13 protein-coding genes are annotated in these 12,734 nt (G+C 47.1%); 7 read left to right on the forward strand and 6 right to left on the reverse strand.

Annotated features, from left to right (window positions below):
* From VFW36_RS10475 to VFW36_RS10495, 5 genes are all read left to right on the forward strand, one after another.
* Positions 1-901, forward strand: a 901-nt coding sequence (locus tag VFW36_RS10475) for a tetratricopeptide repeat protein (RefSeq protein ID WP_329658760.1), incomplete at its 5' end; no start/stop codon positions are given.
* Positions 876-1,310, forward strand: a complete 435-nt coding sequence (gene rnhA / locus VFW36_RS10480; protein WP_329658761.1) for a ribonuclease HI — start codon at positions 876-878, stop codon at positions 1,308-1,310. The genes VFW36_RS10475 and rnhA, both read left to right, overlap by 26 nt.
* Positions 1,310-1,990, forward strand: a complete 681-nt coding sequence (rnc, locus tag VFW36_RS10485) for a ribonuclease III (protein ID WP_329658762.1) — start codon at positions 1,310-1,312, stop codon at positions 1,988-1,990. Before rnhA ends, rnc begins: the two co-directional genes overlap by 1 nt.
* Positions 1,987-3,060 carry a chorismate synthase gene (aroC, locus tag VFW36_RS10490; protein WP_329658763.1) on the forward strand — a complete coding sequence of 358 codons (1,074 nt, stop codon included), beginning with the start codon at positions 1,987-1,989 and terminating at the stop codon, positions 3,058-3,060. The genes rnc and aroC overlap by 4 nt, the downstream gene beginning before the upstream one ends.
* A gap of 58 nt (positions 3,061-3,118) precedes the next feature.
* Positions 3,119-4,585, forward strand: a complete 1,467-nt coding sequence (locus tag VFW36_RS10495) for a PhoH family protein (RefSeq protein WP_329658764.1) — start codon at positions 3,119-3,121, stop codon at positions 4,583-4,585.
* A 116-nt stretch (positions 4,586-4,701) separates the two neighbouring features.
* On the opposite strand, the gene VFW36_RS10500 is transcribed toward VFW36_RS10495, so the two are convergent.
* Positions 4,702-5,676, reverse strand: coding sequence for an iron-sulfur cluster assembly scaffold protein (locus VFW36_RS10500; protein WP_329658765.1), 975 nt, complete (start codon positions 5,674-5,676; stop codon positions 4,702-4,704).
* An 11-nt stretch (positions 5,677-5,687) separates the two neighbouring features.
* Positions 5,688-6,902, reverse strand: a complete 1,215-nt coding sequence (locus VFW36_RS10505) for a NifS family cysteine desulfurase (RefSeq protein ID WP_329658766.1) — start codon at positions 6,900-6,902, stop codon at positions 5,688-5,690.
* Positions 6,903-7,158: 256 nt separating this feature from the next.
* Here VFW36_RS10505 and traF point away from each other — a divergent pair, with 256 nt between their 5' ends.
* Complete coding sequence (gene traF, locus VFW36_RS10510) at positions 7,159-8,436, forward strand: conjugal transfer protein TraF (RefSeq protein WP_329658767.1); 1,278 nt, start codon at positions 7,159-7,161, stop codon at positions 8,434-8,436.
* A 66-nt stretch (positions 8,437-8,502) separates the two neighbouring features.
* On the opposite strand, the gene VFW36_RS10515 is transcribed toward traF, so the two are convergent.
* The 4 genes from VFW36_RS10515 to folE form a co-directional block, all read right to left on the reverse strand.
* The gene (locus VFW36_RS10515) at positions 8,503-9,006 is read right to left on the reverse strand and encodes a hypothetical protein (protein WP_329658768.1); all 504 of its coding nucleotides are present in this window, start codon (positions 9,004-9,006) and stop codon (positions 8,503-8,505) included.
* A 3-nt stretch (positions 9,007-9,009) separates the two neighbouring features.
* Entirely contained in the window at positions 9,010-9,318 is a 309-nt protein-coding gene (locus tag VFW36_RS10520; protein ID WP_329658769.1) for a hypothetical protein, read from the reverse strand.
* A gap of 91 nt (positions 9,319-9,409) precedes the next feature.
* Entirely contained in the window at positions 9,410-10,714 is a 1,305-nt protein-coding gene (gene fliI, locus VFW36_RS10525; protein ID WP_329658770.1) for a flagellar protein export ATPase FliI, read from the reverse strand.
* Positions 10,715-10,717: 3 nt separating this feature from the next.
* Positions 10,718-11,302 carry a GTP cyclohydrolase I FolE gene (folE, locus tag VFW36_RS10530; RefSeq protein WP_329658771.1) on the reverse strand — a complete coding sequence of 195 codons (585 nt, stop codon included), beginning with the start codon at positions 11,300-11,302 and terminating at the stop codon, positions 10,718-10,720.
* 135 nt (positions 11,303-11,437) lie between these two features.
* Here folE and tig point away from each other — a divergent pair, with 135 nt between their 5' ends.
* Entirely contained in the window at positions 11,438-12,733 is a 1,296-nt protein-coding gene (gene tig / locus VFW36_RS10535) for a trigger factor (RefSeq protein ID WP_329658772.1), read from the forward strand.
* Position 12,734: the final 1 nt, after the last annotated feature.

Consider the following 12,734-nt stretch of genomic DNA (forward strand, 5'->3'; position numbering starts at 1 on the left):
GGGAAAATTCGAATCGATCGGTGAGGGGGACAAACTTGCCGAACAGGTGCAAACCAACTCCCTGACCTCCGAATCATGGCTGCTATTGGCACAAAGTTTTGAGCATCAGGGAAATTATGAGAAGAGCGTCGAAATTTATCACGCCCTCCTCGCCAAAAACCGCGATCCTATCTTCCAAAAAGATGCTCTGTTGTTGCTCGGAAAGAGCTTTTTCAAAGCGGGATTTTTAGAGCGTTCCCGCCAAACCTTCTTGCAAATTTTGGGAAATGCCCCGAGAACACCGCAGGCACTCCACTTTTTGGTACTGATCTACGAACAGCTCCAACAATACGATAAAGCGCTGGAGGTGATGGAATCGCTCCAAGAACTCAATCCCGATACCCTCACCGAAAGACTCTATCTGGAGTGCAAACTGTTCATCAACGATCACCGTGTCAGCCTCGATGAGAAAGCCCGCCGACTGATCGAATTTTACGACACCCATCGCCGCCTTGGGTATATGATTTTTGAGTGGCTTTTTACCTATAGAGCTCGCGAAGCGTGGAGCCATTTCGACCAATCTCTCAGTGAACGGCTCAGTGATGTACTGTGGCGTGTAGGGGAGGAAAATCTCGATTTGGATATAATTGCAAGCAACACCTATCTGCGTGAGCTCTTCAGCGCGCGAGGGACGCTTGAACTAGCGGAGGGGAGCTCAAAATTCGAGCTTGATACCCTGATTGCCTTGCGTCGCTGCGGTGCGGCAAAAGCGACATTGCAGTTTGAATACACGTGTGATAAGTGTAATCAGATTTCGTTTTTACCGTTTCACCGCTGTCCGCATTGCCATGCTATTGACAGTGTTCAGAGCATAATGAATCTCTCAAAGGAACGGTTTGAAGAAAATAACTCTCTTCAGTGACGGCTCCGCGCTCGGCAATCCCGGCCCCGGAGGATACGGTGCGATTCTCCGTTACGGAGACAAAGAACGGATCATCAGCGGCGGGGAAGCGCATACGACGAACAATCGTATGGAGCTGTTAGGGGTAATCGAGGGATTGCGTGCGCTCAAAGAACCGTGCGACGTCACGATCATCTCCGATTCAAGCTATGTGATTCGAGGGATCAACGAGTGGCTGGAGGGGTGGATCAAGCGGAACTTCGCCAAGGTGAAAAACCCCGACCTCTGGCAGGAATACATCCGTGTTTCCGCAGGTCATCGGATCAATGGAGTCTGGGTACGCGGACATAACGGTCATATCGAAAATGAACGATGTGACGTTATCGCCAAAGAAGAGGCGGAAAAATTTAAAAAAGGAATAACAGCATAATGAATGATCTAGAAGCCCTGCAAGAGCGTTTAGGGTACACCTTTCAAAACAAAGAGCTCCTTATTGAAGCGCTGACGCATAAAAGCTTTAAACAGCCCTACAATAATGAGCGCCTAGAGTTTTTGGGAGATGCGGTACTTGATTTGATCGTCGGAGAATACCTCTACAAAAGATTTCGCGGATACGATGAGGGGAAACTCTCCAAAATGCGTGCTTCTCTCGTCAACGAAGAGGGTTTTACCGCATTAGCTATCCATTTAGGGCTCGGGGACTATATCTATCTCTCCAATGCCGAAGAGAACAACAGCGGTCGCACCAAAAGTTCGCTTCTCTCCAACGCATTTGAAGCGGTAATGGGGGCGATGTATCTCGAAACCGGTTTGGACAAAGTGCAAAAAATTACCATTGCACTCCTCGAACACGTCCATCCCGATATTTCACTCGATTCGCTCTTCAAAGACTACAAAACATCCCTCCAAGAGCTGACACAAGCCCACTATGGAACCACTCCGGAATATCAGCTCATCGCTGAACACGGACCTGATCATAAAAAAGAGTTTGAAGTGGCGGTCATTATCGATGGAAAACGGTACGCTTCAGCGTGTGGAAAAAGTAAAAAACATGCCCAGCAGGAAGCGGCACAAATCGCGCTGGAGATGCTATCCAAGGAGCTCAAATGAATCGCTTCGGTGAACGTTTCAGTATAACGACATTCGGTGAATCGCACGGCAAAGCAATCGGCTGCGTACTTGATGGTGTCCCTGCGGGGTTGGCAATCGATGAAGCCTTTATCCAAAGCGAACTCGACCGACGCAAGCCGGGGCAAAACGAGTTTGCCACTGCCCGCAAAGAAGAAGACAAAGTTGAAATCCTCAGCGGTGTTTTCGAGGGGATCAGCACCGGAACGCCGATCACTTTAGTCATTTACAACACCGATCAAAAGAGCGGCGATTACTCAAATGTCAAAGATATTTTCCGTCCGGGACACGCCGACTTTACCTATTTTCACAAATACGGTCTACGCGATTATCGCGGCGGCGGACGCTCAAGCGCACGCGAAACGGCGGCACGTGTTGCGGGGGGTGCGGTAGCCAAACTGATGCTCCGTTCTCTGGGGATCGAGTTTGCGAGCGGTATCAGCGCTATTCATGGTATCGTTGCCCAAAACCTCGATTTTACCTACCCTAAAAACAGCCCTATTTATGCTCTCGATAAATCCGTTGAAGAGGCTCAAAAAGCGGCTATCTTAGAAGCTAAAAACGCCCATGATTCCGTCGGAGGAGTCGCTACGCTCAAAATCAGCGGTCTTCCGATCGGGTTGGGAGAGGGACTCTATTACAAACTCGACTCAGTACTCGCCGAAGCGATGATGGGGATCAACGCCGTCAAAGCGGTTGAAATCGGAGAGGGGATTCACAGCGCAGAGCTACTCGCCAGCCAAAACAACGATCCGATCACCCCTAGCGGCTTCAAATCCAACCATGCAGGGGGAATCTTGGGGGGAATGAGCAACGGTGACGATGTCATGTTGCGCGTCCATTTCAAACCGACTCCATCGATCTTTATCGATCAGGAGAGCACTAACACCGATAACGAAAGCGTTAGCGTCTCCCTCAAAGGGCGGCATGATCCTTGCGTCGCGGTGCGCGGTTCGGTCGTTGCGGAGTCGATGGCGGCACTCGTTATTGCCGACATGGTGTTACTCAACATGGGACGAACGATGGATGGGGTACTCAACTATTATCGATAATTGTCTCACTTAAGATTATTTTCGCTACCATAGATGATCTTATCAAAAAGGTTTTTCTGTGGCAAGCGTACAAAACTGCTACCTTCTCGACACTTCTGTTATCCTTGATGATCCTACCAACATTTTACGAATCAGTGACGAAAACCACAACGGTGTCGTTATTACCAACGTCGTTTTAGCCGAGCTCAACAGCAAAAAAGACGATATGCGCTCCGAAGCGGGGTTTCAGGCACGCGAGTTTTTCCGTCTCGCCGATGCGGCATGGGGGGAACCGATCAGCTTTATCGAGCTTCCCGAATGTGTCCGAAACCATGTCGATATGGAAGAGTGCAAAAACGACCGTTACTATCGATTGGCGCTCAACTTTGACCGCTCACTTCACGGTGGAGAAGAGGCCAACCTCATCGATCTCTTCATCGTCCATCGCGAGCACTACCGTGTTGCCCATAACTTCTCGGAGCCCAAAGGGATCAACGATGCCAAAATCGGTGAGATCGCCGATGATTATGACCTCACCCTCCTCAGCAATGATATGTCGTTTCGCATTGCCGCCGAAATTCGCGGAATCCGCACTCAAAGCATCCGTAACAGCAGTGTCGAAGCACCCGAACAAATCGATTTCACCTACACCTATGAGTACGAAGAGACCCCTGCCATCCCTACCGAAGTGAATCACCATAATTTCGATCAGCTCACCTTTATCCAAAAAGCGCTCAGCACTTCATCGGAGATGTATGAGACGGGGATACAGCGTCATGCGTTTTGTTTCAATAACCAAATCGAGTGGTGCGATTTCGACCGCCGTTTCGGGGAACATTTCAGCGATGAACTCGTTCGCCCTCTGAATGTCGAACAAAAATTTTATTACGCCATGATGACGCACCCCCAAAACTACGTCACCGTCGTCTCAGGGTCTACAGGATCGGGAAAAACACTCGTCGCGTTGCAAGCAGGACTGGAACTGGTTGAAGAGGGGATCGTTGAGGGGATCGTTTATGCCCGTAACACCGTCACTTCGAACGATCAACAAGCGGAACTGGGATTTCGCAAAGGGGATGAGGAACAAAAACTCGCCTTTTTCATGTATCCCCTCTACTCAGCTGTAAACTTCACCATCGAGCACCAAAGCAAACGCTCCATCGATGCCCGCGTCGAATACACGGGCAATACCAACTCGGTCAAACGGGAAAATGCGACCGAAGTATTTATGAAAAAATACAATATCGAAGTGATGGACATCGCCCACATGCGCGGAACGACCATCTCACGCAAATTTGTCATCATCGATGAAGCGCAAAATATGACGAATGCAACCCTGAAACTCATCGGAACCCGTATGGGGGATGAAACACGCCTCGTTGTGATGGGTGATCCGGGACAAATCGACCATCCGTTCCTCTCGAAACGACGCAACGCCCTTGTCAGCTTGCTCAACAAAGCACAGCATAACAACTTTATTGCGGGGATTCAATTGAGACATACGATCCGAAGTCAGGTTGCAGATTGGTTTGATAAGAACTTCTAATCTACTTTTCTGTTTAGTCAGAAAAGTAGCAAAAGAGCATACCATGATCCAAGAACGCTCGTTCCTCTCGGCACTTCTGCCTTCGGAACGGCTCTAGGTATTGGATCATGGGGAATTTAGATTGGTAAAACGCGGATTTTCTGAGAAAGTTTTTCTTTGAGTGTCGCTTCGATCGCATACAATGTTCCTGTACTTGAACTCGCACATCCCGAGCACGCACCCAAATAACGGATATAGACATCGATATAATCCGGTGAATCTTTAATATCGATAACTTCCATATTTCCGCCGTCCATGATAAGGAACTGTCGGATCGACTCATCCACGATACTATCAATCGCTTTGATTTTTTGAACCAGCGTCATCGCTTCGAAATCTCCGTGGCTTCCCGCATCGGCGGCTGAGCGCATTTTCTCCTGATCCATTTCGGCACGAACGTCTGCGAGAATATCGACGAGATAATATTCACGCGCCTCATGTCCACCCGGTTTAATACACGATTTACAAAAGCCGCCCGCTTTCGTGTAATCGGTCACTTGCTCGATGGTTTTAAGATCATTGAGGCGGATCACTTCGCGAAGCGTTCCCAAACTCACACGAGCACATTCACATACGATAATCTCGTCTTCGAAGCTCGACTCATCGACACCGAGATACAATCCTGCCGCTTTTTTGATAACGTCATACGCCATAACGGAACAGTGCATTTTTTGCGGCGGAACAGCCGGAACATCCGGAGTATCGCGCAAAGCGAACTCCACATCGATATTGGTGATTTTAACCGCTTCTTGAACCGTTTTGCCCAGACAAAGTTCCGTCATCATATCCGAAGAAGCGATAGCGGTACCGCATCCGAAACTTTTAAATTTCGATTTAACGATCATGTCATTGGACGGATCAACTTCCCAGTAAAGGCGTACCGCATCACCGCAGCTCTCCGCACCGAAATCGGCAACGATGAGCTTGTGTCCCGCAGCTGAGGCTTCCTCTTCTGTAATCTCCCCTTGGTGTTTAGGGTTATTCATCAATGTCGTTACTTTATTGGAGTACTGATCCCAAAGAGATCCGCCTAATAAATCATTTTTTGCCATAGTAGAATCCTTTAGTGATGTATGTGACATTCTCCGGCTTCGCCGCCGGGAGTTGGTTGAACTTTTGCGTATGAGCTGGAAATCGCACGTAACCGTTTTACCGCATTTTCAAATCGCTCTATTACATAGTCGATCTCCGCATCGGTCGTAAAACGGCTGAGACTCAAACGAATCCCCGTATGCGCCAGTTCATTGTCCGCACCGATAGCGAGCATGACGGTGTTCGCTTCAAGATCCTCAGAGGCACAGGCAGAACCGGTAGAAGCACCGATAAGGGCATTGTTCAAATCCCACAACATCCCCTCGCCCTCAACTCCGCGAATCGAGATCAAAATCGTATTCGGGGTACGGTTTTCACGATTACCTACGACCATCACATCGCTTAGTCCTGTGAGAAGAGCATCTTCGAGACGATCACGCTTTGCTCGGATACTCGCCATTTTTTCTTCGATATTCTCCGTTGCAAGCTCAATTGCTTTTCCCATTCCGACGATATAAGGGACATTAAGGGTACCTGAGCGGCGTCCCCCCATGTGCTCTCCGCCGTGAAGAAGCGGGGTTAGGGCTTCGGAGTTGCGGATATAGAGCGCTCCGATCCCTTTAGGACCATGAAATTTATGCGCCGACATCGACATAAAATCGACATGAACTTCTTGCATATCGACGGGAATTTTTCCTACCGCCTGAACACCGTCGGTGTGGAAAAGAACCCCCCGCTCTTTACAGATTTGTCCTATCTCTTTGATCGGGAAAATCATCCCTGTCTCATTGTTCGCCCACATAACCGATACTAATGCTGTTTTATCCGTGATAAAACTGCGCAGCGTATGTGCTTCGACGATCCCTTGATCATTCACCGGCAGATAGGTCACTTTGACCCCCTGCTCTTCGAGGAACTTACAGGTGGAGAGAACCGATGGATGTTCGATCTCGGTGGTAACGATATGGTTTTTATCGCCGTTTAGGATTTTGTCCACCCACACCGATTTGAGCACCCAGTTATTCGACTCGGTAGCACATGAAGTAAAGATGATGTCATCGTTATCACCTGCGTTGATCGCTTTGTACATTTGATTAATCGCTTTTGTGATCGCGGGATGAGACGCGGTTCCGTAGCGATGAAGCGAATTGGGGTTACCGTAAATTTCGCTGAAAAACGGAATCATCGCTTCGGTAACGGCAGGATCGACCATCGTTGTCGCATTATTGTCTAAATAGACCTGCATAACATTCTCCAAAAAGAGGTTTTTAATAAAAGACTATTTTAGTCTTCTTTAACTTTTGGGATAATAGTGCAAACGATGTTATAGTAACCTTAAGGGTTTTTTATATTTAGTATTATTTAAGAATTAATGGTATGTTTCTTATAGTGACAACGATTTGCCAATAGTAATCTCTTAGATTTACCAACATCTGCTTTTATGAATAACAACAAAACTTTATGAGAAAATAAATCTTATTATATAAGAAGGAACTCTCATCATGTCTCCATCCAAAATCGTCCTATCCATTATCGCATCCACATGTGTCGCGGCTTCTGCTTCGGCGATGGAGTTTCAGGTATTAGGTTCAAAAGCGGCTTCAATGGGGGGAGCAGGTATCGCTACATCCCCATCATCACTTGCCGCGTATAACAATCCGGCACTTTTAGCGCATAACCCTGAGAAATTCAGTTTACATCTCGGCGGTGGTGTTGGAGTAAAAGACACGGGTGCCGGAAAAGCGGTTAGCGACCTCAATAACCTAGATTTTTCAGGTATTTCCGCTATCGTTGATGGAACAGCTGATACTGCCAGTGCCACAGACATTGCGACCTTAATACAAGCCAGAAATATCATCACAGGCATGAATCAAAAAGGATTTCAACTCAATCCTACCGCTGACTTTGGACTCTCATTTGGAGCATTTGGGACAGGTCTATTTGTCACGTCCGATATTGGTGCGATTGCCAATATTGACCAATCTCATACCGCACTAATCTTTGCCGGAAATGGGGCAGGTACCTATTACGATATTGGCAGCGGTACGGCAGTTGCATCGGATCTAACCACTTATAATTCTACTTCACTTCAATATGCTATCGATAACGGTCTAACCAATCTCGACGTTCTTGGTTTAGCTGTTGCTGAAGTACCTCTCGCATACGGAAAAGCGTTTGATCTTGGATTTGGAAGCGTCGGGGTGGGAGGAGCGCTTAAACTGATGAGCGGAAAAACATTCTATAAACGAGTCGCCCTCGATAATGACAACAGCCTTGACAACATAGATCAAAATTCCGTAACATCCTCTAACGTCGGTATTGACTTGGGAGCTACACTCAAACCTAAATCGGCTGAAAATCTCACACTGGCGCTCGTAGGTAAAAATCTCAATTCGCCGACATTCGATGCATTCGGCGGTCGTGAGTACAAAATCGAACCTTCATTCCGCGCAGGGGGAGCATATAAACTTACCGATGTTTTAGAGTTTGCATTGGATGCAGACCTATCAACCAACAAAGGGCTCACAGGCTATGATACCCGTTACATCGGTGGAGGTCTCAACTTGGATCTCTCAGCACTTGAAGTAAATGTCGGTCTCATGAAAAACACCGCATCAAACGATGAAGCCGGTGTTATCTACACTGCGGGTATCGCAACAGGTCCTGATTGGTTCCATTTTGAGCTCTCTGCCCAAATGTCCAGCAAAACAGGTGAAGTAGATGGGACAAGCTATCCAAAACAAGCACTTGTTAATTTCGCTATTTCATCATCTTGGTAATAAAAAATATCGTATGGTATTAATGAAGTAGATTGTTCCCCGAAATATCGGGGAACAAATAAAGAATCAGAGAGATTTCATTTTTTCTTCGAAAAGAACTTTATCTAAACTATTGTAAAACCCTTGATACCATGAGCTTTCATCAATATGACCGCTTCCGATCATCGCATATCGACCCGTTAACGGAACCGGTATCGGCAAGGTAATCCCTGCAAAACCGATTTGTCCCGTATTGGCTTTTTTCTCCATCACGTTATAGCTGGCAATCATTCCGACGGATGATGTTGTAGGTGTTACCGCTTTAAATGAGATAGACACCGTGATTTCGGTAATCGTATCTTTGTTATACTGATCCCCTTTTGCGGTAATAACCCCATTTTCTTTGGTCACTGTAACAATGTTCATTTTAGATTGCATGAGTGTTTTTTTAAGCCCTTCAAAAAGCTCATCCAAACTACACATTACCTCTCGCTGTTTGTAACTTTCATTCCCTTGATTAATGGCCTCTACAGCAGGCTCGGCCATCAAAAAATTCACCAAAAGGACGCTGAGTAAAACTATCTTTTTCATTGATTACTCTTCCGCAACAACAGGCAGTTTACAGCTAAAAGTTCCAACGTGCTTCACTTTTCCGTCTACGAATTTAACAATCAGGTTATGATATGTCCGGCTTTTCGTTTTCGGATCCGTTGTGTCCCCCTCGTATTTCCAAACTTCTTCATTATTGATACGTTGCATACTCGTAGGCTTCATCGGCATCATCGCCGCTACAGTAGTTTGATTCATATCATTGACGATTTGGTAAGAATTACCCACAACATCACCCAAAGGAAGCTGCTCTTTTGCTCCGCATCCTACTAACACAGCACCAACTATGCCCATTGCTACCAAACTCTTCAGCTTCATCATTCACTACTCTCCCGGATAAATTAAGATGGAATATTTTTATTATATCACTATTTTTTTTATTACATTACCCCATCAACGCAATCATCTGATCAATCGACTCCTGATAACCCGAAATACTCATCGCCTCTTGAGAAAGAAACGCTTCCATCTTCTCTTTCTTAGCCATTGCTTCATCCAGCTCTTTGTCCGTTCCTCGCACGTATGCACCGATGCGGATCAGCATCTCATTCTCTTTGAGCAATGTATAGAGACGTCGAAATCGTCGCACTGCGGCAAGATGTTCGGGAGTGATGATGTCATTCATCACCCGTGATGCGGAGTTGAGGATATGGATCGGCGGATAGATTCCAAAATCGGTCAGTTCACGTGAGAGGACAATGTGACCATCAAGTATCGAGCGTGACTGATCGGCAATCGGATCACTCAGATCATCCCCCTCTACCAATACCGTGAAAAAGGCGGTGATCGAACCGTTCCCCTCCTCTTTTCCCGCACGCTCCATCAATTGAGGCAACAGGGTCAACGACGAAGGGGGATACCCTTTAGAGGTCGGCGGTTCACCGAGGGCTAGACCAATTTCGCGCTGTGCCATCGCAAAACGGGTAACGGAGTCCATCATAAAGAGGACATCATGCCCTTGAGCTTTAAAATACTCCGCGACACTCATCGCACTAAACGCCCCGTATTTACGCATAAGCGGTGAATCATCACTCGTTGCCACGACCAAAACGGTATTTTCCAAATTACCGCCGAGGCTTTTTTCGATAAATTCGGGAACCTCGCGCCCCCGCTCGCCGATGAGAGCGACCACCTTGATCGGGGCATCCGCCCCTCGGACGATCATCCCCATCAACGTCGATTTCCCCACACCGCTTCCTGCGAAAATACCGAGTTTTTGCCCTTTTCCGCACGTGAGAAGCCCATCGATTGTTTTGACCCCGACACTAAAAGGCTCATCGATCATCCCCCGCTTCATTGCGGCGATAGGGGCTTTAATGATCGGTTCAAGATTGCTTCCGGTGATAGACCCTTTGCCGTCAATCGGGTTCATAAACGGATCAACCACCCGCCCAAGCAGCCCTGACCCTACTTCGATCATCATCCCCGTCTGATTCGGATAGACTTTATCTCCCGCACGAAACCCCTCGACAAACCGAAACGGGGTAATAAAAAAGCGGTTTCGCTCTACTTCGCTCACCATCCCCAGTGCTTCCGCTCCGTTGACCTCCGAGACCATCATCACCGTATCGCCGATACTCACATGAAGCCCTTCGGCGATAATGACGGTAGGGCTGATTTTGGTAACGGTTCCGAAAACGGTAGTCAGTTTTTCGACCCCCAAACGGCTGCGCAGTGATTTTAGCGGCATAATCTAGTAACGGTTCCCGCTGGAAGAGTTGATGAGACTAAAAAATTCCATTCTCGTCTTTTCATCCCGCTTAAACAATCCCCGCAATGCGCTCGAAGTCGTCGTTGAGCTGATTTTCTCAACCCCGCGCATCTCCATACACATATGGCGTGCCTGAATGACGACCGCGACCCCTTTGGGACTTATCGCCTCCATCAACGCATCGGCGATCTGCTCGGTGAGCTGTTCTTGAATCTGCATACGGCGTGAAAAGACATCGACCACGCGGGGGATTTTCGAAAGCCCGACCACTTTTCCATCAGGAATATAAGCGACATGCGCCCGACCGATGATCGGAAGCAGATGATGTTCGCACGTCGAATAAAATTCGATGTCTTTGATCAACACCATCTCATCGTTTGAACTTTGAAACATCGCCGAATTTAAAATACGCTGAGGGTCTTCTTTATACCCGCCGAACATAAACTCGTACGCTTTTAAAACACGTTCAGGGGTTTTGAGCAATCCCTCACGTTCCACATCTTCACCGACGTGGCTAATCATCGTTTTGACCGCATTAATAAAGTGCTCGTTCTTATCGAATCCCATAGTGTCTCGTTCCTCTTAAATAATGCTATTACTTTATCATCTCTTTGCTTTTATTTTAATTCAGCGTACAATTAACCCTTTTTGGATATTATTGCCACCATTTACTCTCATAAGAGACGCTACAAAAGGGATTCAATGCAAATTACAACCAAGAAAATCGACTCAGCAAACGCGAAAATCAACGCGGCTATTACACGTGGAACCATCGATGCCAATATCGAAAAAATCGCTAACCAACTCTCTAAAGAGGCAAAAATTGCCGGTTTCCGCAAAGGAAAAGTGCCGGTAAGCGCGGTTAAAAAGCAATATGGTGAACGCCTTGTTCAAGACGCGGAAGCACAAGCATTGCGTGATCTTTTAAGCGCAGGTCTCAAAGAGATGGCGATTGCGTCAGACACACTTATCGGTGAACCTCAAATCGCTAAATTCGAGAAAAACGACAACGGTATCGATGTTGAAGTGGTAATCGCTACCCGTCCTGCAATCACCCTCGGCGATTACGCGGCAATGGTTCCCGATGTTGCAAAACCTGCCATCGATGATGCGGCAGTTATGGCTCGCATCGAAGAGCTAGCAGGGGCACAAACACCATTGGTCAATGTTGATGAAGATCGTGCATTGGTCAGCGGCGACACGGCGTTGCTCGATTTCGAAGGATTCGTAGACGGTGAAGCGTTCGAGGGTGGAAAAGCCGAAGGTTTCAGCTTACGTCTTGGAAGCGGTCAATTTATTCCTGGATTTGAAGATCAACTGATCGGAATGAAAAAAGGGGAAGAGAAAACCATCGCGGTAACGTTCCCTGAAAACTACGGCGGAGCTAAACTTGCAGGAAAACCGGCTGAATTCAAAGTAAAAATTCACGCGATCCAAGCCAAAGAAGCGGTAACCGTCGATGACGAATTAGCGAAAAAAATGCTTCCGGGGTTTGAAGACGCAAGTGTTGATATGCTCAAAGAAAAAGTGAAAGAACAACTCGAAACCGAAGCGATGAGCGTTAAATACAACGACGAACTCAAACCGGCTCTCATGGAGACATTCGTAAGCGCATTCACGATCGATCTTCCTGAGTTCATCGTAGAACAAGAGATGGATATGGCACTCAACAAAAAAGCACGTGAACTCAGCGAAGCAGAACTCGAGGAGCTACGCGGCGATGCCGATAAAGTTAAAGCGATGCGTGAAACCTTCCGTGACGATGCTTGCCGCGCCGTTAAAGCTACCTTTATCGTAGACGCATTGGCAAAAGCAGAAAATATCAATGTCAATGAGCAAGAGTTGATGCAAACCATCTACTACGAAGCGATGCAAATGGGTCAAGATCCTATGGCTGTCTACAAACATTACCAAGAGTCAGGATACCTCCCTGCGATTCAAATGGCGATGATCGAAGACCGTGTGTTAAGTAAATTGCTTAACGACAAAATCAAGTAAT

This window comes from Sulfuricurvum sp., from assembly GCF_036279695.1.
Taxonomy (GTDB): Bacteria; Campylobacterota; Campylobacteria; order Campylobacterales; family Sulfurimonadaceae; genus Sulfuricurvum.

Bases quoted from the DNA above. Each gene is read 5' to 3' on its own strand.
- VFW36_RS10505 (WP_329658766.1), bottom strand. From the start codon at position 6,902: ATGCAGGTCTATTTAGACAATAATGCGACAACGATGGTCGATCCTGCC.
- folE (WP_329658771.1), bottom strand. From the start codon at position 11,302: ATGGGATTCGATAAGAACGAGCACTTTATTAATGCGGTCAAAACGATG.
- VFW36_RS10520 (WP_329658769.1), bottom strand. From the start codon at position 9,318: ATGGGCATAGTTGGTGCTGTGTTAGTAGGATGCGGAGCAAAAGAGCAG.
- traF (WP_329658767.1), top strand. From the start codon at position 7,159: ATGTCTCCATCCAAAATCGTCCTATCCATTATCGCATCCACATGTGTC.
- rnc (WP_329658762.1), top strand. From the start codon at position 1,310: ATGAATGATCTAGAAGCCCTGCAAGAGCGTTTAGGGTACACCTTTCAA.
- aroC (WP_329658763.1), top strand. From the start codon at position 1,987: ATGAATCGCTTCGGTGAACGTTTCAGTATAACGACATTCGGTGAATCG.
- fliI (WP_329658770.1), bottom strand. From the start codon at position 10,714: ATGCCGCTAAAATCACTGCGCAGCCGTTTGGGGGTCGAAAAACTGACT.
- tig (WP_329658772.1), top strand. From the start codon at position 11,438: ATGCAAATTACAACCAAGAAAATCGACTCAGCAAACGCGAAAATCAAC.
- VFW36_RS10500 (WP_329658765.1), bottom strand. From the start codon at position 5,676: ATGGCAAAAAATGATTTATTAGGCGGATCTCTTTGGGATCAGTACTCC.
- VFW36_RS10515 (WP_329658768.1), bottom strand. From the start codon at position 9,006: ATGAAAAAGATAGTTTTACTCAGCGTCCTTTTGGTGAATTTTTTGATG.